This window comes from Mesorhizobium sp. B2-3-4 (assembly GCF_006442315.1).
Classification (GTDB): Bacteria; Pseudomonadota; Alphaproteobacteria; order Rhizobiales; family Rhizobiaceae; genus Mesorhizobium.
Map to the genome: position 1 here is coordinate 110349 of NZ_VFVY01000007.1, position 23927 is coordinate 134275.

A 23927-nucleotide genomic window follows, 5' to 3' on the forward strand; every position below is an offset into this window, starting at 1 on the left:
AGCCGGCCCAAGCAATCAAGGAAAGAGTTCCATGAGCCGAAAGAGACCGACCGTCGCCGACCTGCGCGCCATGAAGGGCAAGCGGCAACTGACCATGCTGCGCGTGCTGACGCTCGACGAGGCGGAAGCCGCCGAGCGGGCAGGGGTCGACATCGTCTCGGTGCCCCCCGAACTGGTGCTCAACCCGCAATATCGCGATGCCGCGCCCAGCCTGTTCACCATGCCGGGCGACAATTTCTTCGAGATAGGCACGGCTGACGATTTCGTTCGCTGGTCGTTCCGGCTCTACAAGGCCGGCGCCGACGCCGTCTATTGCAGCGCTGGTTACGCCACCATCAAGCGGATGGCCGACGACGCCATTCCGGTCATCGGCCATGTCGGCCTCATTCCTTCCCGCGCGACCTGGACCGGCGGCTTCAAGGCGGTCGGCAAGACCGCTGACACCGCCATGCAGGTGTTCGAGGCGGTGAAGCAGCTGGAGGCGGCAGGCGCCATCGGCGCCGAGATCGAGGTGGTGCCGGTCGAGGTGGCCAAGGCGATCTCGGAGCGGACGCCGCTGATCATGCTGTCGATGGGCGCCGGCACGGGGTGCGACGCGCAGTATCTGTTCGCCGAGGATATTCTCGGCAGCAATCGCGGTCACATGCCGCGTCACTCGAAGGTCTACCGCAACTTCGCCGCTGAATATGATCGGCTGCAGGCGGAACGGGTGGCGGCATTTTCCGAATATGTCGCCGACGTCAACAGCGGCGCCTATCCCGAGGACAGGCACGTCGTGCACATGGACCCGGCTGAGCTACGCCTGTTCCTCGACAAGGTCGGCCGGGGCTGAGCCCGGCTGCCAGCGTCCACTGGCAAGGGCCGCATGGAGCGTCTCGGCATCGATGCCGAGCGGCCGGTCCTGGCTGAGGGACGGGACCAGTGCGCGTATCGCCGCGTGGACGGCTGATGTGCGCGGCGCCAGTGCCAAGCCTTCGCGCAGGTCCACGGCCTGGGCCGCGGCCATCAGCTCGAAGGCGATCAGCCGCCGCCATAGCACGAGCATCCCTGCGCATTTCGAAACCGCCAGCGGCGTCTGCGTGGCGTGATCCTCGACGCCTTCCGAAACCGGCAGGAAGTCGAGCATCACCGGATTGGCCTTGTGGCGGATGGCCGCCAGGATCGACGTCACCGTCTTTTGCAACGGCACGAAACCGGCCGAGGCGCCACCAACCGGAGACAGGTATTTCGGCAGGCCGTTTCGGCCCGGGCCGGTGAGCTGGATGAAACGGGCGGCACTGGCGGCGGCACACTGGGCGATTGCCAGGCCCAGCGCCTCGAAGGCGAGCGCCAGCGATGCAGTGTGGAAATTGCCTGTCGACAGCACCAGCCCGTCGTCGCCCAGCACCAGTGGGTTGTCGGCGGCTGCGTTGAGTTCGATCTCTACGGCTTGTCCCGCCTGGCCGATCGCCTCGATCAGCGCGCCATGGATCGAGGGCATGCAGCGGATCGAGAGCGGATCCTGTATCGTAATGGGCGTCGGCGCCTCGTCGCGGGCGAGAAGATCATGCAGCGCCTTGGCGGCTTCCTGCTGGCCGGCGGCCGGCCGTGCCATGTGCAGACGTGGGTCAAGGATCGTGCGGTTGGCGCCAAACCCTTCCATGGTCAGCGCGCCGGCATGCTGCTGTTGCATCAACGCCGACAGCGCGTCCGTGACCACGAGGGCGCCGCAGCCGGCGGAGACCGCCGAGGCGTTGACGAGCGACAAACCGTCCTTCGGCGCCAGGCTTGTCGGTGCGAGGCGCGCCATCATCAGCGCCTTGGCGGCGGGCATGCGCCTTCCCTGGTAATCGGCCTCGCCTTCGCCGATCAGCAGGCGGGCGATTGCGGTCATCAGCACCAGGTCGCCAGCGCCAATCGAGCCCAGCGACGGCATGACCGGGTGGACGCCGGCGTTGAGGACATCGACCAGGGCGACGAACACGGCGGGCGACAGGCCGGAGCCGCCGGCCGACAGCATGGTCAGGCGGGCAAGCATGGTTGCCCGCACGGCCTCGACCGGCAGCGCTTCGCCGACCGCGCCGCTGCGACCCTCGAGCAACTGGCGCTGGAAGGCGCTGGCGTCGCCTTCGACCGATGTGCCGAGATTGGCGCCGAGACCCGTGTTCAGGCCGTAGATATGCTGGCCGGACGCGGCCGCCTGGTCGAGTATCTTGCGCGCCTTCTCCAGCCTGCCGATGATCTCGGCCCCGATTTCCACCTTGCGCGCATGGCGGGCGACAGCGGCGACGTCGTCGACGCTGACGCCGGCTCCGGTGAGGACGAGCGCGCTCATGCGAAGCGCAGCCTCTGGCCGATGCCTTGCGCCTGCGCCTTGGCCAGCATCGCCTTGCCCAGCGCGATGTCGGACAGCGACAGGCCCCGGTGCCAGAACAGGATGGTCTCGTCGTCGCTCTGCCGCCCGGGCTTCAAGCCGGCGGCGATCTGGCCGAGCTCGGCATGCAGCGTCTTTTCGCTCAGCCGTCCGGTTTCGACATGGGCGCGCAGCGAGCCGAACTTGCCGCCCTTGCACTGACCCCAATCGTCGACGACCATCTTCTGCATGATATCGGTCAGCGACAGCTCAACCGCGCTCATCGTGCCATAGGGCACGACCAGCGCGCCTAGCTTGATCCATGCGGTCTTCAGCAGTGGTTGCGGCTCGGGCAGGCGCGAAGCTTCGACGACGATGTCGGCGCCTTCGACGCAGCTCTGCCAGTCGGCCACCGCCTTGACCGGCTTGCCAAGGTCGTCGGAAAGCCTGGCGGCAAAGCCGTCGCGGCTTTCCGGGCGGCGCGAGTGGACGCGGATCTCGTCGAAGTCGAAGAGATGGTCGAGCAGGCGCACGTTCCAGTAGGCCGTGCCGCGCGCGCCGATATGGGCGAGCACCTTGGAATTCCTGCGCGCCAGGTGCTTGGCGCCGATGGCGGTGACGGCGCCGGTGCGCATGTCGGTGATGACGGTGGCGTCCAGGATGGCGCGAGGCGTGCCGGTACGGGGGTCGAACAGATTGAGGATGCCGAATTCGGAGGGCAGGCCATGCAGGTAGTTGTCGACATAGTCGCCGACGATCTTCACGCCGGCGGCGTCGAGCGGCGCGACATAGCCGCGAAGCACGTTGAAATGGCCGTGGAAGGAGGGGTCGGGCTCGAGATGGACGCGTGGCTCGATGACGGTCTGGCCCTTGCCCTGCGCGATGAGCCCGGCCTCGACGGCGCCGATGATCTCGGCATCGGTCATGGCAAGGGCGTCGATATCGAGGGCGTTCAGATAGTCGATATAGATGGGCTTCATGCGTGCACGGTTCCTCGGGAGCCCCCATCCCCTCCATAACAGGCAATCAGGCGACACGAAAGTTTGTTGGATAAGCTATGGACTGAGCCAGCCGGATGCTGTTCAAACCGGGGCGCCATGGCAGTCATTTCCGAAGACGAAACCGCATCGCAGCCGACGGGGACGCAGACTGAAGCCAATGCGCGGCGCGTGGCGCTGATCGTTGCCATCGCCTTCTTCATGCAATTGCTGGATTCGACCATCATCTCGACCTCGCTGCCGCAGATGGGCCAATCCTTCGGCGTGCCGGCGGTGGCGATGAGCATCGGCATCACCGTCTACATGCTGACCATGGCCATGTTCGTGCCGCTGTCTGGCTGGCTGGCCGACCGGTTCGGCGCCCGCAACATCTTTCTCATGGCGATCGCGCTGTTCACGCTGGCCTCGCTCGCCTGCGGTCTTTCGCAAGACCTGACCCAGTTCGTCGCGGCGCGCGCCGTGCAGGGCCTGGGCAGCGCGCTGATGACGCCGGTCGGACGAATTCTCGTTCTGCGCAACGCGTCGAAATCCGAATTGCTGAACGCCACGGCGCTCATCACCTGGCCGGCGCTGTTCGCCCCTGTCGTTGGTCCGGTGCTCGGCGGCTTCATAACCACCTATCTGTCGTGGCATTGGAATTTCTTCATCAACATTCCGCTTGGGCTGATCGGGCTGGCGCTGGTCGCCCGCTTCATTCCGGGCGATCGCGAGGCCGATCCCAAGCCGCTCGACTGGCCGGGGTTCTTCCTGACTTCGCTCGGGCTCGCCTGCCTGCTCTACGGCCTCGAGCGCATTGCGCATCCGGAAGATGGCGCCATGCCAACGGTGCTGCTGATCGCGGCGGGAATAGTCGTCGGCTGGGTGGCGGTGCGCCATCTCCGGCGCACGCCGCATCCGCTGCTCGATCTCTCCTCGTTCAAGGTACAGACTTTCGCCATCTCGACCCTTGCCGCCGGCACCATCTTCCGGGTGGCGATCAACGCCACGCCGTTCCTTCTGCCGCTGCTTTTCCAGGTCGGCTTCGGCCTCTCGCCGGTCGATGCCGGCATGATGATCCTGGCCTATTTTCTCGGCAATCTCGGCATGAAGACGGTGACGACGCCGACATTGCGCCGTTTCGGCTTTCGCTCGGTGATGGTGGTCAACGGCATCATCGCGTCCGCATCGATCATGGCGTGCGCGGCGATCTCGCCGCAGACGCCACAGGCGCTGGTGGTGGCCCTGATGCTTATTGCCGGTCTGACGCGCTCGATGCAGTTCACCGCGCTCAACACGCTGGCCTTCGCCGACATCGCCGCCGTGCAACGCAGTTCGGCGGCAACACTGTCGTCGATGCTGCAGCAGGTGGCGATGCTGTTCGGCGTCGCGGTGGCGGCGGCGATCTTGAACCTGTCGCAGATCGCCAGGGACCGGCCGGCGCTCGATCTCGCCGATTTTCGAATCGCCTTCCTGGCGATTGGCGTCATCGGCCTGGCGGCGTCGTTCCGTTTCCTGGTGTTGCCAAGGAGCGCCGGCGCCGAGGTTTCCGGCCATCGGGCCGGGAACTGAAATCGAATTTTCCCGTCCATCGCAGGGTTAAATTCCGTCTTCGCCTTTCGCCTTGGTGCGGTGCTTTCGCAAGGCGCCGCGATGGCGCGAATAATTGCCAAAAGTGTTGGAGTTTCCGGGCATTGCGCCAGATTCGGCAATCAATGCGTCCACTTTGCGAATCTCGCCGCCAGCTGGTGTTTTGAACGCGGATTCATTTGACGAAGCGACGCTGAGCCGATTAGCTTTCCCTCCCAGGGGTGGCCGCGCCGCCACCGGGGTGAAGACAGACAATGAACGCGATCGGTCGGCCTAGTCTCAGGAGCCTGAACCAGGAAGGCATTGTCTTTGCCATAGCGGTGGTGCTGTTCGTCGCCGCGGCTGTGGGCCTGCCCGGCTTCATCGATCCCAACAATCTGGTGGCAATCGTCCGCTCGGTCTCGGTGCTGGGCATTCTGGCGCTCGGCATGGCGGTCGTCATCATCGGCCGTGGCATCGACCTGTCGGCGGTGGCGATCATGGCGATGTCCGTCGCCTGGTATCTGCAACTGCTCAACACCGGCACGCCGGATGGGCTGGCCTTTGCCTATGTGCTGGCCGGCGTGCTCGCCATCGGCCTGCTCAACGGCTTTCTGGTCGCCTATGCCGATGTACCGGCGATCTTCGTGACGCTGGCGACCGGTTCCTTCGTCTTCGGCTATGTCCGCTCGCAACTGATCACACAGGATGCGGTGCCGGTGCCGCAGGACCATTGGGTGGAACTGCTTGGCGGCCTGCGTTTCCTCGACATCCCGATCGAGGTGTTCGTCTTCGCCGGGCTCGCCTTCCTGTTTTTCCTGTTCCTGCGCTACACCAAATGGGGCCGCTATATCTATTTCGCCGGCGACAATCCGGTCGCGGCGCGCAACATCGGCATTCCGGTGCGGCCCATGCTGGTGCTGCGCTATGTGCTCTCGGCCTTCGTGGCGCTGATAGCCGGCCTGCTGACGGCGGCCAGCCTGCATTCGATCAACACGCGGGTCGTCAACTCGACCCTGCTCTACGACATCGTGCTGGTGGCGGTTATCGGCGGCATCGGCCTGTCGGGCGGCAGGGGCGGGGTGCGCAACGTCTTGGTGGGCGCGGCGCTGATCGGCATCCTGCTCAACGCCATGACCATCATCGACATTCCGCTGCTCTACCAGAACCTGATCAAGGCGGCGATCCTGCTCGGCGCCATCATCGTCGACGGCATCATCAATCCGCGCGACGAACAGACAGCGCAGCAGGGCGACATTTAGAGCAGATGGGCCAGCCCATCTTGCTCTGGGGGTACCCGGCGCGATCGAGACGATCGGCCGGCAATGAAAACGAACCAGAGGATGTGACATGAAACTGATCAGAACACTGATGGTCGCCGCCACGGCGCTGGCCGCTACCGCCTTCGTGGCGCCGACCTTCGCCGCCGACGATCCGGGCCCGGCCGCCTACGCCAAGGCGCTCAACGGCAAGCGCGTCATGCTGGTGCCGCTGGCGATGGGCTTCGACCTTGCGCAGGGCTGGGCGCACTATCTGAAGAAGGAGGTCGAGGCCTGGGGCGGCACGTTCGAGACGCGTGATCCGAACTGGGTCGTCGATGCCGGCGCGCAGGCGATCACCGATGCCATCTCGTCCGACACGAGGCCCGACGTGCTGATCATCCACGCGCCCGACCTCAACTCCTATTCCAAGCTGATGAAGAAGGCGCAGGCCGCCGGCACCTATGTGATCCTGGTCGACAATCCCGCAAACTTCCCCGCCGACGCCTTTGTCGGCAGCGATTGGGACCGGCTCGGCCAGCTCGAGGCGGAAGCGGCGATCAAGGGCTGCGGCGAGAATTCGTCCAAGAAGATCGGGCTGGTGCAAGGCGACCAGGCCAACTCCTCCAGCCTCTATCAATATGCCGGCATCATGAAGGTGCTGGACAAGCATCCCGACTTCAAGGTGGTCGCCAAGCCTGATTCCAACTGGGACGCCACGACCTCGCGCAACGTGACCACCACCATGCTGCAGCAGAACCCCGACATCTGCTCGATCATCGATTTCTGGGATGGCGATGCGACCGGCGCATCGGCCGCGATCCGCGACGCCAAGCTCGACGGCAAGGTGTTCCTGGTCACCACCGGCGGCGGTGAAAAGGCGGCCGATTGCGACAAGCTGAACGATGGCACCTATGGCGCCGTGGTGATGACCGACCTTGCCCGCCAGTCGGGCGACATGAACGCGATCATAAAATTCCTGCTGCAGAGCGGCCAGCCGGCCGGCACCTCGCACACCTACATCTACACGCTGGAGAAAGCGACGACCAAGGCCGACCTCAAGCCCGACAGCTGTTGGGACCTGAAGGCGCTGCAGGCCGAGGCGGCGGCGAAATAGGCCGATCGTCTCCAACCGATATCACCGAGGTGGCCGGATCATCCGGCCACCTCTTTATCTTGTTTCTCCTGCAGCCGTGACCTGATGTCCCTTCGCGAACGCCTCCAGTCCTGGCGCTACAATCTCGTGCCCGACCATCTGGTCGGCGAGATCCTGACCAAGCGCTGGACCGACAACGCCATTCCCTTCCTGGCGCTGGTGGTGACATTGGCCAGTTTCGGCTCGATCATTCCGGGCTTCTTCAAACTCTCCTCGCTGCAGGAATCGACCCGGCAGCTCGGCGAGTTTTCGATGGTCGTCACCGGCATGACCGTGGTGATGCTGGGCGGCGGCATCGACCTCTCGGTCGGCTCGATTTTCGCGCTGTCCTGTTTCTCCGCCGTCTATGTCTTCTTCATCCTCGAACAGTCGATCTGGCTGGCGCTCTGCGCCTCGCTCGCCGCCGGTCTCATCTTCGGCGCCGTCAACGGCTATCTCGTCGGGTATCTGCGGCTGCGTGCTTTCCTCACGACCTTGGTGACCTTCATCTTCGGTCGGGCGTTGTTCGACATCCTGGTCACCACCTATGCCGCCGACGTGCAGCTTTCCCAGGCCACATCGGATGTGCTCGACTTCATCGGCGACGGCACCTTCTGGGGCCTGTCGGTCTCGGTTTGGCTGGCGATCATCCTGGCCATCGTCACCCATATCGCGCTGACCCGCTCGCGTCCCGGCTGGCATGTGCTGGCGGTCGGGGGCTCCAGGCGGTCGGCGCACAATGCCGGTATTCGTGTACGCCGCACCGTGTTCATGACCTACGTCTTTTCCGGCTTCTGCGCCTCGATCGGCGGATTCCTCATCGCCTGCCGCTTGAGCGGGGCAGGGCCTGGCACCGGGCTCAACCTCGAGATCATGGCGCTGACGGCAGCGGTGGTCGGCGGCGTCAGCCTGGGCGGCGGACGCGGCTCGGTGGTCAAGGGCCTGATGGGCGCCATCATCGTCTTGACCATGACCAACGGCCTGATCCGGTTGGGCTATGGCACCGGCACCAACCAGATGGTGCTCGGCATCATGCTGGCGGTGGCGGTCACCATCGACATACGCTGGCTGAAGAACCGCCATAAGGTGCTGAACGAAGTCTATGTCGCGCCGGTCTATCTCAAGATGGGCGACACACAGTCCGCGGTGCCCGGTTCGGGCACGCCCTACGCACTCGACAACCGGTTGTCCGCCGCCGACCATATCGGGCTTGGCGAACTGGAGGGACCGGAGGACGTCATCCTCGATCGCGACGACCATCTCTATTGCGGCACCCGCCACGGCGAGATCGTCCGCTTCTTCGCGCCTGACTATGTCAGATCGGAAGTGTTTGCCCATATTGGCGGGTTTCCACTGGGGTTGGCCTTCGACAAATCGGGTAATTTGATCAGCTGCGTCGGCGCCATGGGGCTTTATTCCGTGTCGCCCGATCGCGAGGTGAAACGGCTGTCGGCCGAGACCTCTCGTTCCTGGACCTCGATCGTCGACGATGCGCGGCTGCGCGATCCCAATGATTGCGACATCGCGCCGGACGGCCGCATCTATTTCACCGACTCCACCAAGCGCTATGACGCGCATGACTGGGCGCTGGACTCGATCGAGAACCGCGCCACTGGCCGGCTGCTGGTCTATGACCCCAGGGACGGCTCGACCAAGACGCTGCTCGACGGCTACCGCTACACCAACGGCGTGTGCATGGCGCATGACGGCAAGTCGCTGTTCTTCGCCGAAAGCTGGGCCTGCCGCGTGCATCGCTACTGGCTGGAAGGGCCGAAGGCCGGCACTGCCGAATGCGTCATCCGCGACATGCCGGGCTATCCCGACAACATCAACCGGGCCTCCGACGGCAATTACTGGATGGCGTGGCTCGGCATGCGTACGCCGAGCTTCGACCTGTCGCTGCGCCACCCCGACATGCGCAAGCGCATGACGCGCCGGCTGCCGCAGGACGAGTGGCTGTTTCCCAACATCAATACCGGCGGCGTGGTGAAGTTCAACGAGACGGGCGGCATTGTCGAGGCCATGGGAGACCTCTCGGGCGCCGCCCATCCGATGGTCACCTCGATGCGCGAGCACAAGGGATATCTGTTTGTCGGCGGCATCCTCAACAACCGCATCGGCCGCTACAAGATTTCTGGCGCCGATCCGGATTGGACCAGCCCCGCCTCCTATTGGGGGGCGAAGCCATGATCCTGGATCCGATCCTGGATGTTTTTCGCGGCAAGGCAGTCACCATCCCGCCGCTCGACGGCGCTTTTCGGCCCAACACGCGGCTCGATGATGCGCCTGTGTTCGCCGAGCTCACCGAACCGGACAATCTGTTGTCATCCGGTGACCGGCTGCTGGCCTCCAGCGGTAACGCCATTCATGCCCTTGCCGCCGGTTCGGAGCCCGTCGTGGTCGACACTTTTCAGTCGCCTGTCACGGCGTTGGCGCTGTCGCCATCGGGCGAACTGACGGTAGGGCTGGAGAGCGGCACGCTGCTGATCGCGGGCAGGGAGGTTTCGCTCCCGGCCGCCATCCGTTGCATCACCGCGCTCGCCTATGCCGATGATGGCACGCTCTGGCTGGCCAACGGCTCGGACCGCCACGCACCGTCCGAATGGGCGGCCGATCTGATGAAGAAGGGGGCTTCCGGTTCGCTATGGGCACGCATGCAGGGCGGCGATTTCCGCAAGGTGGCCGGCGACATCGCATTTCCCTATGGGTTGCATCCCGTCGGCGGTGACGTCCTGGTCAGTGAAAGCTGGCGCCACCAGCTTGTTCGCTTCAATACTGCCGGTCATCGCACAACGGTGCTTGCGCATCTGCCCGGCTACCCCGCGCGGCTGTCGCCGGCCGGCGATGGCGGGGCGTGGCTGACCCTGTTCGCACCGCGCAACCGGCTGATCGAATTCGTGCTGCAGGAAACGCATTACCGCCAGGATATGATCGAGCAGGTGCCGCCGGCCTTCTGGATCGCACCGGCACTTTCCTCCAGCCGCAGCTTCCTCGAGCCGCTGCAATGCGGCGGCATCCGAACCATGGGTATCCACAAGCCGTGGTCGCCCAGCCGCTCCTACGGGCTGGTGGTGAAACTTGACCAAGCCATGCAGCCGCAATTCAGCCTGCACAGCCGTGCCAACGGCACGCGTCATGGCATCTGCAGCGTGAGGGAGAATGACGGCCAGCTGTTCATCGCCTCGAAGGGCGGCGATTGCGTGCTGGCCGTCGATCTCGCTTCAGGAGGTTTCTGATGGAGCCGATCGTTCGTCTGGAGAACGTCACCAAGACTTATCGCGGCGTGCCTGCCGTGAGACAAGTCAGCTTCGAACTGCGCAAGGGCGAAATCCACGCACTGCTCGGCGAGAACGGCGCGGGAAAATCGACGCTGACCAAGATCATTGCTGGGGTGGTCGACGCCACCTCAGGCAAGATGTTCCACAAGGGCCGCGAGATCACTTACGCCTCGCCGCATGCTGCACTCGAAGCCGGCATCGCCATGGTGTTCCAGGAGACCAGCCTGGTGCCGTCGATGACGGTGGCGCAGAACCTCTATCTCGGTACTGAAAAATTCCTCAACCGGCTGCGCGGCACGTATATTTCAGCACAGCAGTTCCTGCAGTCGCTGAATTTTCCGGTCGATCCCAATGCCATGGTGGCGACGCTGGGCGCCGCCAAGCGGCAGATGGTCGAGATCGCGCGCGCGGTTCACCACAATGCCGAGATCATCATCTTCGACGAGCCGACGGCGACGCTGACGCCGGAGGAGAAGCGCCACTTCTTCGCGCTGATCCGCCGGCTGAAGGCAGGCGGCGTCTCCATCGTCTTCATCAGCCACGCGCTGGAAGAGGCGCTCGCCATCGCCGATCGCATCACCATTTTGCGCGATGGCGAACTGGTCATCACCGACGACACATCAGCCTTCGACCGTGACAGGATCGTCGCCGCCATGGTTGGGCGCACATTGTCGGGGCAGATCTACCGCCAGCGCGACGAGGGCAAGCTGCGCAAGGCCGGCAAGAAGGTGCTGTCGGTGCAGGATATTTCGATGAGCAATGTCGTGCGAAACAATTCCTTCTCGATCTTCGAGGGCCAGATCACCGGCGTCTTCGGGCTGATCGGCTCCGGCCGCACCGAGACCTTCAAGATCGTGTCGGGCATCTACAAGCGTGATTTCCTGCGCGGCGGCGCGATTGAACTTGATGATAAACCGGTGCGCTATCTCGTGCCGAGCGAAGCGGTGGCGGACGGCATCGTCTACGTCACCGAGGACCGCAAGAGCGAAGGCATATTCGAGACGATGGGCATCGCCGAGAACCTGTTTGGCGGGCTGCTGGCGGCGGGGCGCGAAAAGGCCTGGGTGATCAACCAGCAGGAAATGCGCGCGCTCTCGGCGGAATGGACGAAGACGCTGAACATCAAGGCGATCAACGACAATGCCCGCGTGGTCGAGCTGTCCGGCGGCAACCAGCAGAAGGTGGTGATCGGCAAGGGCCTTGTGCAGAAGCCGCGCATCGTCATCTTCGACGAACCGACGCGCGGCGTCGATGTCGGCGCCATCGCCGAAATCCACCAGATCATCAACCGGCTTGCCGATGAAGGGCTGGCCGTCGTCGTCATCTCGTCCTACCTGCCGGAGATCATGAACCTGTCCGACCGCATCCTCGTCTGCCGCCAGGGCCGCATCGTGGAGGAGTTCTCGCCGGCGGAGGCGACGGAGGAGAAGATCATGTACGCGGCGGTGCATTAGGGTGTGCCGATATTCAGGTGAGGCCGGCCTGCAAATGGCTGATACCTGCGCCTCCGGTGCTCACGTACTTCAGTACGTTCCGCTCTGGTTCTCGAAAGCCACCATTTTCGACTCGGCCTGACCTGAATCTCGACGTCGGCGATGGAGAGGTGAATCGGGCGAACGGATTGCCCGCAATTGCTCAAGGCCTGATTCAATTCACGCTACGATCCAAAGAAGGAAACATACCATGGCCACCACAAAACTCCTCAGCGATGCCGAGGTGGAAAAGATCCCGGCCGTGAAGGCGGTGTTCGACGATATCAGGGCGACACGCAAATCCGATTTCGTCAACAATTTCTGGCGCGGGCTCGCCAACGATCCGGTATCTCTAAAGCGGGTCTGGGAGCAGTTGAAGGCGGTGATGGTGGCCGACAGCGCCATCGATCCGCTGACCAAGGAAATGATCTACATCGCGGTGTCGACCGCCAATGGCTGTTCCTACTGCGTGCATTCGCACACCGCGGCGGCGCGGGCCAAGGGCATGACGGATGCGCAGCATGGCGAACTTGTGTCGATCATCGGTCTGGCCGGCCAGACCAACCATCTGGTGACGGCGATGCAGATCCCGGTCGATCCGCAATTCGAGGTGAAGTGAGCCCGACTTGCGGTCGCGTATCACAGGATTGTCAGCGCGGCCGATGCGCCGGCTAACGGCGGCAAATATCTGAAATATCTTCAATTTCCGCGCTGCGGCGATCGTCTCTGATGCCCTTCCCCGGCAGCTGTTCGCAATTGCACAATTTATCCCAGCCGCTGTTAAGGAAGTGACATGGAACGGCACTAAGGAAGCCCCATGCGATGCCGCTCGCCGGGGGGCTCGGCTCGCATGGTGGAGCCGGCATGAGAATCGTTCAGATCACTGACACCCATTTCAGCCCGACCAAGCCGCATTTCAACGGCAATTGGCAGCCGCTCGCGGCCTGGATCGAGCGGAGCGGGGCCGATCTCGTCATCCATACCGGCGATCTCAGCGTCGACGGTGCCGACAAGGACGACGACATCACCTTTTGCATGGATTTGATGCGGGAAATCTCGGTGCCGATGCTGCTCGTGCCCGGCAATCACGATGTCGGTCATCTCCCCGGTTCGCTGCAGCCGGTCAATGCCGGGCGCCTGGAACGCTGGCGCCGGCTGGTCGGCCCTGACTACTGGATGCAGGACGCCGGAAATTGGCGGTTTATCGGCCTAGACAGCCTGCTGATGGGCTTTGACGATGCCGAAGACGAAACCCAGTTCGAGTGGCTGCGTGCCGCACTGGAAAGCCGCGGCGGCCGGCGCGTTGCCATTTTTGCCCACAAGCCGCTGTTCATCGATGAGCCCGGCGACGGCGATACCGGTTACTGGAGCATCCGGCCGGCACAGCGCCGGCGCCTCTACGATCTGATCGCCGACCATGACGTCGCACTGTTCGCCAGCGGTCATCTGCACCGGGCATGGCAAGGTGTTTACGAAAACACGTCGCTGGTCTGGGGCCCCTCGGCGGCCTTCATTGTCGGCGACATGGAGCGCGACATGTCGGGCGAACGGCTGCTTGGTGCCGTCATCCATGAATTCGGCGACGACACCGTCACCAGCGAAATAGTCGCGGTTCCAGACATGACCGTCCATGTCCTCGATGATGTTGTCGAGGAGGTTTACCCGCACGAAGCGCACAAGGTCCGCAAGAAAGTCGCCTCATGAGCGCGCTCTCGCTTCGCGGGCTGAACAAGTCGTTTGGCGCTAACGCCGTCCTGAACGGCGTTAGCCTCGATGTCGAAGCAGGCGAGTTCATCGCTCTCGTCGGTCCCTCGGGCTGCGGCAAGAGCACCTTGCTGCGCATTCTCGCAGGGCTCGACCATGCAGACAGCGGCGAGATCGTCGTCGCCGGCAAGGACATGTCGGCGGTTGCCGCGGCCGACCGCAACATCGCCATGGTGTTCCAGTCCTACGCACTTTACCCGCATCTGACGGCCGGCCAGAACATCGCGGTTCCGCTCGCCATGAAGCGGCTCAGCCGGACGCAGCGCCTGCCGCTGGTCGGCTCTGTCCTGCCGGGCCAGAAGGAAATCCGGGCCGGCATTTCGCGCGATGTCCGCGAGATGGCGACCGTGCTCAAGATCGACCATCTGCTCGACCGCAAGCCGGGACAGATGTCAGGCGGCCAGCGGCAGCGCGTCGCACTGGCGCGCGCCATGGTGCGGCAGCCCTCGATCTTCCTCATGGACGAGCCGCTCTCCAACCTCGACGCCAATCTGCGCGTCCATGCGCGCGGCGAGATCGTCGAATTGCACCGCCGCGCCGGCGTGCCGACGCTTTATGTGACGCACGACCAGGCCGAGGCGCTGTCGATGGCCGACCGCGTGGCGGTGATGATCGGCGGCAACCTACTGCAGCTTGCCGCGCCGGAGGCGATCTACAACGATCCCGCCCATATCGAGGTCGCGCGCTTTGTCGGCCAGCCCAGGATCAACATCCTGCCCGCGGTCGCCGACGCCGGCCGTGTCGATTTCCAAGGCATTCGGCTGGCGCTGCTGGAGAAAGTGGCGAACGGTCCCGTCAGTCTCGGTATCCGGCCTGAATTCGTCAAACTGGCGCCCGATGGCCGCAGCGGTCTCGCGGGGCGGCTGGAACGCCTCGAATTCCTCGGCTCGGAAGTGATCGCCCATTGCCGTCTCGATGCCAGCGGCGACACGGTCATCGCCAAGCTGGCGCCGCATGAGGCGAGGGACCTCATCGCGGGAATGCCGGTGGGTATCCTTCTGTCTGTCGAACAGGCGATGGTGTTCGGGCCGGAGGGAAAGAGGCTGCGCATCGCCGGCACGGCGAGCGTCAGGCAGGAGCCGGCTTATGTCTAGCGTCGCGCTGGTGGGCAATGTCCCGAGCGCCGCGGCACTTCACAGGCGCAGCGAGGACCGCACCGCCTGGCTGCTGGCGGCCCCGGCGATCGTGCTTTTGCTGCTGTTCGTGCTGTTGCCGGTGGTTGCCGTCATCTTTCTCGGTTTCACCGATTTCGAGCTCGGTTACGGCAAATTCCGCCTGGTCGGCTTCGAGAACTACGCGCATCTGCTCAGCGACCGCACGTTCCGCAAGTCGCTGTGGAACACCACGGTCTATACGGCGATCGTCGCGCCGGTCTCGATCGGGCTCGGCCTGGGCGTGGCGCTCTTGATCGAGAGCGAGCCACGGGCGCGCGGCTTCTTTCGCACCGTCTATTTCCTGCCCGTGGCCTCGCTGATCGTCGCCATGGCTACGGTCTGGCAATATCTCTTCCATCCGACGATCGGGCCGATCAACGCGCTGCTTTCGCTTGCCGGCATTCCCGGGCCGAACTGGCTCGGCGCCTCCAACACCGTGCTCTACAGCCTGTCGATCATCGGCGTCTGGCAGTCCGTCGGCTTCAACATGGTGCTGTTCCTGGCCGGCCTGACGGCGATCCCGCGCGAACTCTATGCCGCCGCCCATGTCGACGGCGCCAGATCGGCGCTCGACCGGTTCTTCCTGGTCACATGGCCGATGCTCGGGCCAACGACGCTGTTCGTCGTCACCATCAGCATCACCAATGCGGTGAAGGTCTTCGAAACGGTGAAGATGCTGACCGATGGCGGCCCCAACAAGGCCTCCGAAGTGCTGCTGTTCACCATCTACCAGGAAGGCTTCGTCTATCTGCGCGTCGGCTATGCCTCGGCAATGACGGTCGTCTTCCTGGCGATCCTGGTCGTGCTGATGTTCCTGCAATACCGCGTGCTCGACCGGCGGGTGCATTACACATGAGAAGCATCCCGGCAGGTCGCGTCATCCGCTTCGCGCTGCTGTCGCTCGGCGCGCTGATGATCCTGGCGCCCTACATCTTCATGGTCTCGACGGCGGGCAAGACGCAGAGCGACATCTTCACCTCGTCGCTGTCGCTCATCCCCGAGCATTTCTACTTCGCTGAGAATTTCGCCAAAGCACTCAACAAGGTGCCGATGGCGACGCTGTTGTGGAACGGCGTCCTGGTGTGCGGCTTGATCTTCTTCTTTCAGGTTCTGGTCGCCATTCCCTGCGCCTACGCGATGGCCAAGCTCAGGTTCCGCGCCGCGCGGCTGATGATGGTGCTGGTCATGCTCGGCCTGCTGGTGCCGATCCATGCCACGGCGCTGCCGCTCTATGTCGCCTTCGACAGGATGTCGCTGCTCAACAGCTACACCTCGCTGGTCGCGCCGTTCACCATTTCCGTGTTCGCGATCTTCATGTTCCTGCAGTTTTTCCGCGCCATGCCCGACGATCTCATCCACGCGGCGCGGCTCGACGGCATGTCGGAACTCGGCATCGTGGCGCGCGTCATCGTGCCCAATGCCTGGCCGGCCGTCACCGCCTTTGCGATCTTCTCGGTGGTCGCACACTGGAACGACCTCTACTGGCCGCTGATCGTCGTCAGCAAGCAAGCCTATGCCACGCCGCCGCTCGGCCTGATGTATTTCCGCGCCGCAGAGGCCGGCGACGACTACGGCGCGCTGATGGCCGCCACGCTGATCATCACCCTTCCTCTCGTCGCCGCTTTCCTGCTCGCGCAGAAGCGCTTCGTCGAGGGCATCACCATGACCGGTCTGAAAGGCTGACCGGACCACGACCGACTGGCCAACAAGGAGTATGAAGCAATGAAGCATTTTTCCAGGATCTTCGCCGCCGCGGCGGTGTCGCTGGCGGCGGCCCTGCCGGCCTATGCCGAAACCACGCTGACCGTCCACTACCCGATGCCCGGCTTTTTCAAGAACGTGATGGACACGATCTCGAAGAAGTTCATGGAGGAAAACCCTGATATCAAGATCCAGTTCGCCAGCCCGTCGGCGACCTATGAGGAAGGCATCCAGACCATCCTGCGCCAGGCCGGTACCGACGAAATGCCCGACATCACCTTCATCGGCCTCAACCGCCTGCGCATGCTCAACGAGCGTGACGTCGCCGTCGATCTCGGGCCGCTGGTGAAGAAGGACGGCAACATGGCGGAGCTTGGCTTCTCCGACACGATCCTGAAGCTGGCGCAGGTCAACGGCAAGCAGATCGGCCTGCCTTTCGCCACTTCGAACCCGATCATGTACTACAATGCCGACCTGGTGAAGGCGGCCGGCGGCGATCCCGACAATCCGCCCAAGACCTGGGACGAGGTGATCGCGCTCGGCGGCAAGATCAAGGCGCTGGGCAACGGCGTCGACGGCATCGACTTCCGCTGGCAGGGCGACGACTGGATGTTCTCGGCGCTTTTGTTCGGTGCCGGCGGCAAGATGCTGAACGAGGACGAAAGCAAGGTCGCCTTCAACGGGCCGGAAGGCGAGAAGGCCGTGGAAATCCTGGAGCGGATGGTGAAGGAGGGCGGCATGCCGGTCTTCACCAAGCCGGCCGGCGAACAGGCCTTCGCGGCCGGCAAGGTCGGCTTCGAATTCCAGACCACCGGCGCGCTGGTCAACACCATCAAGAACGTCGGCGACAAGTTCACGTTGCGCACCGCAAAAATCCCGCTGATCGACCCGGTCAACGGCCATCTTCCGACCGGCGGCAACGCGGTGGTCATCCTGACCAAGGATGCCGCCAAGCAGGACGCCGCCTGGAAGTTCGCCAAGTTCGCCGCCGGCCCTTATGGCGCCTCGGTTGTCGTGCCGGGCACGGGCTATGTTCCCAACAATGAGCTCGCGGCCAAGTCTTCCGAATATCTCGGCGATTTCTACAAGAAGAACCCGCTCTTCCAGGCCGGGCTCAGCCAGATGCAACTGATGGTTCCGTGGTATGCCTTCCCGGGCACCAATGGGGTCAAGGTGACGCAGACCATCGTCGACAATCTGTCGCGCATCGTCGACCAGTCGGCCTCGCCCAAGGAAGCGCTGACGGATGCGGCCGGTGACGTCGAGGGCATGCTGCCGACGCAATGAGGAGGCTAGCGGGGCACCGCCGCGCCAGCGCGGCGGTGCCCGAGCCCGGGACATGACCGATGTGAGTATGGCGAACTGGCGTCGATCATAGGATCGGTACGACTGACCGGCCTCTGTTGATGCCGATCGGCCCGAAATTCGAGATGATGAGCTATCTGGCGCCTACCGTCTTGTCTCCTGCACCAGGGCAAGTGTGTCCAAGCGATTGACGATTTGGTTGGCCCGCGTTTCCTCCAGGAGATCAAAGCATGCTCCGGGCCATCGCTCGAGTGCTTTGCTGACGACAGCTTTCGTTTCCCGCTCGATCCAGTCGGGGTCGAGCTTCAGGAATTCGGCAACACGCCGAAACCGTTTGAAGCTGATATTCGCGAATGTGTGCGTACCTGCAAATCGCAGTGCCAAATCGTCATTCGGCGCATAAAAAATGGTCGGAACAATATCGTAAGCCGGCGAAAGCCTGACCTCGCGATTGTCGGGAAAGCAGAATGACCAGTTTTTGAGATGATTGTCTCCATTTCCGATCAGGACGTCGGCAACGATCCGGCGAAATCCCTCCATAACGTCGGCCCGCCAGTCGGTGCTGAAGCGGCGGATCATGTTGAGGATGGTTTCGTAGGTGGCCATCGTATATTTGCGCTCGCCGGTGGCTCCAATAATCTGGGCCGCATCCTCCGTATGGATGCGCTTTTCTTCGCCTGGCCGGTCGAAACGATCGGCAACCAAGGCCTGCTTGCCGCCTTCGAGAAAGGCCGCCGGAATGGATTCGATAGCGCTCGTCGGGACGAGGCGACAATCCGCTGTGTTGACGCCAATCATCCGTGAAAGGGTCATGGCGGCAAATTCCGCCTCCGGCAAACCAGGATATCGGGGGGTGGGCACCTTCAAGATACAGCGACTCTCTCCGGCTCTCGCCGGGACAGTGAGACGGTCGCCTATAGCCAGGGCGCCGAATTTCAACTGCACGCCAGCGAGCGAGAATTTCACAACACCCTCTGGGCGCACGAGATCAAGGCCTTGAGCATTTTCAAGACGAAGCGGCCCGGCCGAAGCCGACGGCCCAGTTTCCGGCGTGGCCAGAACCGCGCCCGGCAAATCCGCACCAAGTCGTGTCAGCAAATCGAATTGGTCATGGTTGCCTGGTCCCATCTCAGTCATGACCAGGTCGCGCAAGGCGCCTTCGGGGAGCAGTCCGGAAAACCAGGGTGGCAAGTAACCGTGGAGGCCTATCTTGTCGCCGCGCGCTGCAAGCCGTGCCCGTGTGGCTTCTTCGTCACCCGGCACAACCCAGGCGAGGCTGAGAATGGGTCGATCTGGATTTCTCAAATAGGCCTCGTCGACCACGAAGCTGGTCGCTCTGTCGCGGTCGCGCGTCAGGGTTCCCACGCGGATTCTTTTGCCGTGCCGATCCAAAAGGTACACACCCAGAACCGCGGCTGCCTCCATCATTATTTGTCCTCGTCATCGGACAGGTCGACGAACACGTCTTCGAAAGCGGTGGACTGGCCGGGTGGTATCTCACGCTCCACCCTTTTGGATGAAATCAACTCGCGTGCGGCGGCAAGCTTGGAATTGGGTACAAGCAATGGCGTCAGGTCAAGAGCGTCACAGATATCGACCAGAAGGGAGAGCCTGTCTCGTCCGATGCGCTCTTTGGTAAGGTCGCGTTCCAGTTCGGAAATACGTGCACGGTCCCGCCCTAGTCGTTCGGCAAGAGCTGGTTGTGTTAATTGCCGACGCTGCCTAGCTTCCTTGATTTGAGTTCCAAGGGATTGAAAAATCGACTGAGACATGCGCTTTTCCGCTTTTTATATGAAAAGAAGCGAAATTCCGCATACTCGATCTCTGGCGAAGCGTCAAGCGGAATTCCGCTCTACAATAGAAGTAGGAGCGGAATTCCGCACTCCTGCGTAAACCGCAGGCCCGCTCAGAGCCGATAGACCTTTTCCGCTGTGTTCCAGAAAATATCGGCCTCGGCGGCCGCACCGTGCTTTGCCACAGCCGTTCGGTGAGCCCCGGCAAGCTCGGCGTGGCTGGTCCACAGCTTCTCGATCGGGAAGTTCGAGCCGAACATCAGGCGGTCCGAACCCAGAATGTCGATCGCGTTGTCGACGATATAGGCGATCAGGGCCGGGTCGTTGCGGTGGACGAAAGTGCCGAGACCGGACAGCTTGGCGTAGAAATTGGGCGCGGCCGACAGCGTGCGCAGGCCGGCTTTCCACGCCTTCGTGGTTTCCGGCTCCGTGCCGGTCAGCATGCCGGCGTGGGTGAGGATGAAGTTGGTCTCGGGGTTTTCGCCAACCAGCGTCAGCCCGTCCTTCATCTGGGCGGGGAAGAGCTGCAGGTCGAAGGACAGGCCGTAATCCTTCAGCCTGGCGACATTGGCCCGTACCTTGGGATCGATGACCTGATCGGCCGAGGCGGCGAAGCGGAAGGCCGGAGTCTGGTGCCAGTGCAACTGCATGCGCACGCCGCGCAGCAGCCTGTATTTCATCAGCCGGTCGATCTGGGGCCTGACATCGTCGACCGTCATATCGGCATAGCCGACAATGGCGTGCGGCCAGCCGGTCTCGTCAGCCGTTGTCTGCAGGAAGGCGACTTCCTTCTCGAAATCCTCCTTGGCCCAGTTGGTCTGGACATAGACGGCTTTTTCGACGCCGGAGCCCTTCTGGTCTTCCAGGAATTCCGTGATCGGATAATCGCGGCGGATCGGCTCGTAAGGACCGAAGATGCGCGGCACCATCGGCCCGACCAGCCAGGGCTGATCCTTTTGGCGCCAGATGTGGAAATGCGCGTCGATGGCTTTCTGCATCACGATACCCTTTTCCAGATGGCCGCGGCCCTCGGGGCGGGCCGGGCGAGCGACAGGATGAAATCGGTGAGGCTGCCGACCGACGAGCCGTCGATGAGATCGTCGAGCGAAGGCAGGATGGCGCTGAGCGCTGCCGTTGCCGGGCGGAAGCGCGGGTCGCCGGCAAGCGGTGTCGCCAGCGACAGCCGGAAGGCACGGGCGCTGAGCCGGCGCATGGCCGTCTCCAGTTCGGCATGGCCGCCGCGCTCCAGAGCGTCGGACAGGATGACGACTGCGGCGCCGCGCGCGAAAGACGAGAAACGCGGCACCGACAGAAAGGCGAGCAGCGTCGGCCCCATGCGGGTACCGCCATCCCAATCGTCGACCTGGCCGGCCACGCGCGCCAGCGCCTGATCGCGGTCGCGCAGGCGCAGGGCCGAGGTGATGCGGGTAAGCCGCGTGCCGAAGGTGAAGATCTCGGCGCGGTCGGCGCCTTGCACGGCGGCATGCGTCAGCTTGAGATAGTCAGCCGTGTGCAGCTTCATCGAGCCGGAGACGTCGATCAGGATGAGCAGCTTGCGCGGCACGGTCTGGCGCCGGCGCAGCAGCGGGAAGGGCACGTCGCCATCGGCGCTGACGATTTCGCGCAGCGAGCGGCGCAGGTCGAGCTTGCCGCGCGAATGGGTGCGCACGGTGCGGAAGGAGCGCCGCGCCGGCAGGGCGCTCGACAGCTGGCGGCGAAAGGCGGTCAGCCGGTCGTCCTCGCGCTGGAAGTCGCGGCTGCTCAATTGCTCCAGCGCCGAGGACAGTTCGCCACCTTCCCGGGTTTGCTCGGCCTCGATCCGCTCGTCGTCGGCGCCGCCATCGTCCTTGACGCGGGTTTCTTCGTCCGCCTCTGCCTCAGTCCTGATTGATGTGTTGCCGTAAAAGTAGCTCTGGAAATGGGCTTCGAATTCGGTGTGGCGGTCGGGCGGCGGGGCCAGCGTGGCGAGAGCTGCTTCGCGGATATCGTTCATGGAGCGCGGGCCGAGCAGGGTTACTGCTTGCATGAAGCCTGTGATTTGTTCGGGGGCGATGGCGAAGCCGTAGCGGCGCAGCAGGCAGGCGAAGCCGAGGAAGGGTTGGGCGGCGCGGGGCAAGCTCTCCTCGCCCCGTTTACGGGGGTCCGAAGGACGGGTCGAGACCGGCGGCTCGACCCCCGATGCCGGCAGGCAGGTGAGGGGCGGCGCCGGGCTCTGCCCAGCGTGGCGCTGCCCCTCATCCGCCCCTTCGGGGCCCCTTCTCCCCGTAAACGGGGAGAAGGGGTCGTTGATGCCGCTCATCACCCCAGCGCCTCCTCGACAATCCTCCCAAGCTCCGGCGCGATATAGGACAAATCCTCCTCATCCTTGATCAGCACACCGATGGCGCGGCGGAAGGCTTCCGGCCAGGGGCTGCCGCCTTTTTCCAGGATGGTCGCGGCGTTGGCCCATTCGACAGCCTCGGCAATGCCGGGCGGCTTGGCGAGCGGACGGGCGCGGATCATTTGTACGGCTGATGCTACGGCCTGCGCGGTGGCCTCGGCCACGTCGCCGGCGCGAAGCATGATGATGGCGGCCTCGCGCCCGGCGTCGGGATAGCCGATCCAGTGGTAGACGCAGCGGCGGCGCAGCGCCTCGGCAAGTTCGCGGGTGCGATTCGAAGTCAGGATGACGATAGGCTGCGCGGTGGCGCGGATGGTGCCGCGCTCCGGGATGCTGATCTGGAAATCGGACAGGAATTCGAGCAGCAGCGCCTCGAATTCATGGTCGGAGCGATCGATCTCGTCGACCAGAAGCACACGCTGCTCCGGCGCCCGCAAAACCTGCAGCAGCGGCCGCGCGATCAGGAAGCGGTCGTCATAGATGTCGATCTCGTGTTCGCCGGCGTGGCGGATGGCGAGCAACTGACGCTGGTAGTTCCATTCGTAGAGCGCGTGCGCGGCGTCGATGCCTTCATAGCATTGCAGGCGCACCAGATCGCGGCCGAGCAGTTCGGCGATCGCCTTGGCCGCTTCCGTCTTGCCGACGCCCGGCGCGCCTTCGAGCAGCAGCGGTTTGCCGAGCCGGATCGCGAGAAAGATGGCGGTGGCAAGGCTGTCGTCGGCAAGATAGCGCGAGGCGGCAAGGTGCCGCGCTACCGCCTCCGGGGAGGTCGCGACGGCTTCGACATTTCCATCAGCCATTTCGACCACTCAGTTCGCTTGCGCCTTCAGCGCGCGCAAGATGCGCTCCGGCGTGATGGGCAGCGTGTCGACGCGTACGCCGACGGCGTCGAAGACGGCATTGGCGACCGCGGGGATTTGCGGGTTGGCGCACATCTCGCCCGGACCCTTGGCGCCATACGGCCCGTCGGCCGAAGGCCGCTCCAGAACGATGATCTCGGTTTCGGCGAGATCGCCTGGGCCGGGCATCAGATACTGGTTGAAGTCGGTGCCGCCATGGTCGCGGTTGGGATAATAGGGCTCGGTCGTTTCGTAGAGCGCGTGGCTGATTCCCATCCAGGAACCGCCGACGAGCTGTTGCTCGACCATCTTCGGGTTGAGCGCGCGGCCGATCTCGAAGACGTTCTTCACGGTGAGCACCGTAACCTCGCCGGTTTCGTCGTCGACCTCGACCTCGGCCACCGTGCAGGCATGGGCATAGCAGGTCGAGGGTTTCATCGCGCCGGTTTCCTTTTCGGGATAGGAGCGCGGGATCAGGAACATGCCACGGCCCGAGATAGAACGGCCACGCTTGAAATGCGCCGACAGCGCGACATCGAAGATCGAGATCGACTTTTGCGGCGCGCCCTTGACCAGTATGTTGCCCTGGCCGTCGGTTTCGAGATCGGAGGCATTCACCTCCAACTCCTCGGCCGCCACTTCCAGCATCACCTGGCGCGCTTCCTTGGCGGCCTGGATGACGGCATTGCCGGCGCGGTGGGTGCCGCGCGAGGCGAAGGTGCCCATGCAATGCGGGCCGGTGTCGGTGTCTGCTGTGTCGACGACGACGCAGTCGGTCGGCACGCCGATGGTCTCGGCGCAGATCTGCGCCATGATCTGCTTCATGCCCTGGCCGAGATCGACCGATGACAGCGTCACCATGAAATTGCCGGTCGGGGTCGAGTGGACCAGCGCCTGGGTGGGGTCGCCGCCGAGGTTCATGCCGGTGGGGTAGTTGATCGCGGCAACGCCGCGTCCACGCCGGATCGCCAT

General features: G+C 63.8%; 22 protein-coding genes. 13 read left to right on the forward strand and 9 right to left on the reverse strand.

Annotation, left to right across the window (positions count from 1 at the left end; translation table 11 throughout):
• The first annotated feature begins 31 nt into the window (after window positions 1–31).
• Window positions 32–832, forward strand: coding sequence for a 3-methyl-2-oxobutanoate hydroxymethyltransferase (locus tag FJ967_RS13050; RefSeq protein ID WP_140732185.1), 801 nt, complete (start codon window positions 32–34; stop codon window positions 830–832).
• Here FJ967_RS13050 and hutH read toward each other — a convergent pair.
• Together hutH and FJ967_RS13060 are read right to left on the reverse strand one after the other, a co-directional pair.
• Complete coding sequence (gene hutH, locus FJ967_RS13055; RefSeq protein WP_140732187.1) at window positions 797–2314, reverse strand: histidine ammonia-lyase; 1518 nt, start codon at window positions 2312–2314, stop codon at window positions 797–799. The two genes, FJ967_RS13050 and hutH, sit on opposite strands and share 36 nt — an antisense overlap.
• Window positions 2311–3312, reverse strand: coding sequence for an ornithine cyclodeaminase family protein (locus FJ967_RS13060; RefSeq protein WP_140732189.1), 1002 nt, complete (start codon window positions 3310–3312; stop codon window positions 2311–2313). Before FJ967_RS13060 ends, hutH begins: the two co-directional genes overlap by 4 nt.
• A gap of 117 nt (window positions 3313–3429) precedes the next feature.
• On the opposite strand from FJ967_RS13060, the gene FJ967_RS13065 reads away from it, so the two are divergent.
• Window positions 3430–4878 (forward strand): DHA2 family efflux MFS transporter permease subunit, encoded by a 1449-nt coding sequence (locus tag FJ967_RS13065; protein WP_140732191.1) that lies wholly within the window; start codon window positions 3430–3432, stop codon window positions 4876–4878.
• Window positions 4879–4905: 27 nt separating this feature from the next.
• On the opposite strand, the gene FJ967_RS13070 is transcribed toward FJ967_RS13065, so the two are convergent.
• The gene (locus FJ967_RS13070; RefSeq protein WP_140732193.1) at window positions 4906–5151 is read right to left on the reverse strand and encodes a hypothetical protein; all 246 of its coding nucleotides are present in this window, start codon (window positions 5149–5151) and stop codon (window positions 4906–4908) included.
• On the opposite strand from FJ967_RS13070, the gene FJ967_RS13075 reads away from it, so the two are divergent.
• The 11 genes from FJ967_RS13075 (at window position 5151) to FJ967_RS13125 (ending at window position 17925) form a co-directional block, all read left to right on the forward strand.
• Window positions 5151–6137 (forward strand): ABC transporter permease, encoded by a 987-nt coding sequence (locus FJ967_RS13075; protein ID WP_140732194.1) that lies wholly within the window; start codon window positions 5151–5153, stop codon window positions 6135–6137. The two genes, FJ967_RS13070 and FJ967_RS13075, sit on opposite strands and share 1 nt — an antisense overlap.
• 88 nt (window positions 6138–6225) lie before the next feature.
• Window positions 6226–7251 (forward strand): sugar ABC transporter substrate-binding protein, encoded by a 1026-nt coding sequence (locus FJ967_RS13080; protein ID WP_140732196.1) that lies wholly within the window; start codon window positions 6226–6228, stop codon window positions 7249–7251.
• Between the two features lie 84 nt (window positions 7252–7335).
• Complete coding sequence (locus FJ967_RS13085; protein ID WP_140732197.1) at window positions 7336–9459, forward strand: SMP-30/gluconolactonase/LRE family protein; 2124 nt, start codon at window positions 7336–7338, stop codon at window positions 9457–9459.
• Complete coding sequence (locus FJ967_RS13090; RefSeq protein ID WP_140732199.1) at window positions 9456–10505, forward strand: hypothetical protein; 1050 nt, start codon at window positions 9456–9458, stop codon at window positions 10503–10505. Before FJ967_RS13085 ends, FJ967_RS13090 begins: the two co-directional genes overlap by 4 nt.
• Window positions 10505–12001, forward strand: coding sequence for a sugar ABC transporter ATP-binding protein (locus FJ967_RS13095; protein ID WP_140732201.1), 1497 nt, complete (start codon window positions 10505–10507; stop codon window positions 11999–12001). The genes FJ967_RS13090 and FJ967_RS13095 overlap by 1 nt, the downstream gene beginning before the upstream one ends.
• A gap of 229 nt (window positions 12002–12230) precedes the next feature.
• Window positions 12231–12638, forward strand: a complete 408-nt coding sequence (locus tag FJ967_RS13100; RefSeq protein WP_140732203.1) for a carboxymuconolactone decarboxylase family protein — start codon at window positions 12231–12233, stop codon at window positions 12636–12638.
• 245 nt (window positions 12639–12883) lie between these two features.
• The gene (locus FJ967_RS13105; protein WP_140732204.1) at window positions 12884–13723 is read left to right on the forward strand and encodes a metallophosphoesterase; all 840 of its coding nucleotides are present in this window, start codon (window positions 12884–12886) and stop codon (window positions 13721–13723) included.
• A complete protein-coding gene (locus FJ967_RS13110; RefSeq protein ID WP_140732206.1) occupies window positions 13720–14877 on the forward strand; it encodes an ABC transporter ATP-binding protein in 1158 nt (385 codons plus the stop codon). Before FJ967_RS13105 ends, FJ967_RS13110 begins: the two co-directional genes overlap by 4 nt.
• Entirely contained in the window at window positions 14870–15793 is a 924-nt protein-coding gene (locus FJ967_RS13115; protein ID WP_140732208.1) for a sugar ABC transporter permease, read from the forward strand. Before FJ967_RS13110 ends, FJ967_RS13115 begins: the two co-directional genes overlap by 8 nt.
• A complete protein-coding gene (locus tag FJ967_RS13120) occupies window positions 15790–16620 on the forward strand; it encodes a carbohydrate ABC transporter permease (RefSeq protein ID WP_140732209.1) in 831 nt (276 codons plus the stop codon). The genes FJ967_RS13115 and FJ967_RS13120 overlap by 4 nt, the downstream gene beginning before the upstream one ends.
• A gap of 39 nt (window positions 16621–16659) precedes the next feature.
• Window positions 16660–17925: an ABC transporter substrate-binding protein gene (locus tag FJ967_RS13125; RefSeq protein WP_140732211.1), complete on the forward strand. Its 1266-nt coding sequence runs from the start codon at window positions 16660–16662 to the stop codon at window positions 17923–17925.
• A gap of 162 nt (window positions 17926–18087) precedes the next feature.
• On the opposite strand, the gene FJ967_RS13130 is transcribed toward FJ967_RS13125, so the two are convergent.
• From FJ967_RS13130 to FJ967_RS33960, 6 genes are all read right to left on the reverse strand, one after another.
• Window positions 18088–19371, reverse strand: coding sequence for a type II toxin-antitoxin system HipA family toxin (locus FJ967_RS13130; RefSeq protein ID WP_140732212.1), 1284 nt, complete (start codon window positions 19369–19371; stop codon window positions 18088–18090).
• Window positions 19371–19715 (reverse strand): helix-turn-helix transcriptional regulator, encoded by a 345-nt coding sequence (locus tag FJ967_RS13135; RefSeq protein ID WP_140732213.1) that lies wholly within the window; start codon window positions 19713–19715, stop codon window positions 19371–19373. The genes FJ967_RS13130 and FJ967_RS13135 overlap by 1 nt, the downstream gene beginning before the upstream one ends.
• Before the next feature lie 134 nt (window positions 19716–19849).
• Window positions 19850–20734: an amidohydrolase gene (locus FJ967_RS13140; protein WP_181175835.1), complete on the reverse strand. Its 885-nt coding sequence runs from the start codon at window positions 20732–20734 to the stop codon at window positions 19850–19852.
• Window positions 20734–21852 carry a VWA domain-containing protein gene (locus tag FJ967_RS13145; protein WP_140732215.1) on the reverse strand — a complete coding sequence of 373 codons (1119 nt, stop codon included), beginning with the start codon at window positions 21850–21852 and terminating at the stop codon, window positions 20734–20736. Before FJ967_RS13145 ends, FJ967_RS13140 begins: the two co-directional genes overlap by 1 nt.
• A 182-nt stretch (window positions 21853–22034) precedes the next feature.
• Window positions 22035–22916, reverse strand: a complete 882-nt coding sequence (locus FJ967_RS13150; protein ID WP_140732217.1) for a MoxR family ATPase — start codon at window positions 22914–22916, stop codon at window positions 22035–22037.
• 9 nt (window positions 22917–22925) lie between these two features.
• Window positions 22926–23927 carry a molybdopterin cofactor-binding domain-containing protein gene (locus FJ967_RS33960; RefSeq protein ID WP_140732218.1) on the reverse strand — a complete coding sequence of 334 codons (1002 nt, stop codon included), beginning with the start codon at window positions 23925–23927 and terminating at the stop codon, window positions 22926–22928.

Bases quoted from the DNA above. Each gene is read 5' to 3' on its own strand.
- FJ967_RS13050 (WP_140732185.1), top strand. From the start codon at position 32: ATGAGCCGAAAGAGACCGACCGTCGCCGACCTGCGCGCCATGAAGGGC.
- hutH (WP_140732187.1), bottom strand. From the start codon at position 2,314: ATGAGCGCGCTCGTCCTCACCGGAGCCGGCGTCAGCGTCGACGACGTC.
- FJ967_RS13060 (WP_140732189.1), bottom strand. From the start codon at position 3,312: ATGAAGCCCATCTATATCGACTATCTGAACGCCCTCGATATCGACGCC.
- FJ967_RS13065 (WP_140732191.1), top strand. From the start codon at position 3,430: ATGGCAGTCATTTCCGAAGACGAAACCGCATCGCAGCCGACGGGGACG.
- FJ967_RS13075 (WP_140732194.1), top strand. From the start codon at position 5,151: ATGAACGCGATCGGTCGGCCTAGTCTCAGGAGCCTGAACCAGGAAGGC.
- FJ967_RS13080 (WP_140732196.1), top strand. From the start codon at position 6,226: ATGAAACTGATCAGAACACTGATGGTCGCCGCCACGGCGCTGGCCGCT.
- FJ967_RS13085 (WP_140732197.1), top strand. From the start codon at position 7,336: ATGTCCCTTCGCGAACGCCTCCAGTCCTGGCGCTACAATCTCGTGCCC.
- FJ967_RS13090 (WP_140732199.1), top strand. From the start codon at position 9,456: ATGATCCTGGATCCGATCCTGGATGTTTTTCGCGGCAAGGCAGTCACC.
- FJ967_RS13095 (WP_140732201.1), top strand. From the start codon at position 10,505: ATGGAGCCGATCGTTCGTCTGGAGAACGTCACCAAGACTTATCGCGGC.
- FJ967_RS13100 (WP_140732203.1), top strand. From the start codon at position 12,231: ATGGCCACCACAAAACTCCTCAGCGATGCCGAGGTGGAAAAGATCCCG.
- FJ967_RS13105 (WP_140732204.1), top strand. From the start codon at position 12,884: ATGAGAATCGTTCAGATCACTGACACCCATTTCAGCCCGACCAAGCCG.
- FJ967_RS13110 (WP_140732206.1), top strand. From the start codon at position 13,720: ATGAGCGCGCTCTCGCTTCGCGGGCTGAACAAGTCGTTTGGCGCTAAC.
- FJ967_RS13115 (WP_140732208.1), top strand. From the start codon at position 14,870: ATGTCTAGCGTCGCGCTGGTGGGCAATGTCCCGAGCGCCGCGGCACTT.
- FJ967_RS13120 (WP_140732209.1), top strand. From the start codon at position 15,790: ATGAGAAGCATCCCGGCAGGTCGCGTCATCCGCTTCGCGCTGCTGTCG.
- FJ967_RS13125 (WP_140732211.1), top strand. From the start codon at position 16,660: ATGAAGCATTTTTCCAGGATCTTCGCCGCCGCGGCGGTGTCGCTGGCG.
- FJ967_RS13130 (WP_140732212.1), bottom strand. From the start codon at position 19,371: ATGATGGAGGCAGCCGCGGTTCTGGGTGTGTACCTTTTGGATCGGCAC.
- FJ967_RS13135 (WP_140732213.1), bottom strand. From the start codon at position 19,715: ATGTCTCAGTCGATTTTTCAATCCCTTGGAACTCAAATCAAGGAAGCT.
- FJ967_RS13140 (WP_181175835.1), bottom strand. From the start codon at position 20,734: ATGCAGAAAGCCATCGACGCGCATTTCCACATCTGGCGCCAAAAGGAT.
- FJ967_RS13150 (WP_140732217.1), bottom strand. From the start codon at position 22,916: ATGGCTGATGGAAATGTCGAAGCCGTCGCGACCTCCCCGGAGGCGGTA.
- FJ967_RS33960 (WP_140732218.1), bottom strand. From the start codon at position 23,927: ATGGCGATCCGGCGTGGACGCGGCGTTGCCGCGATCAACTACCCCACC.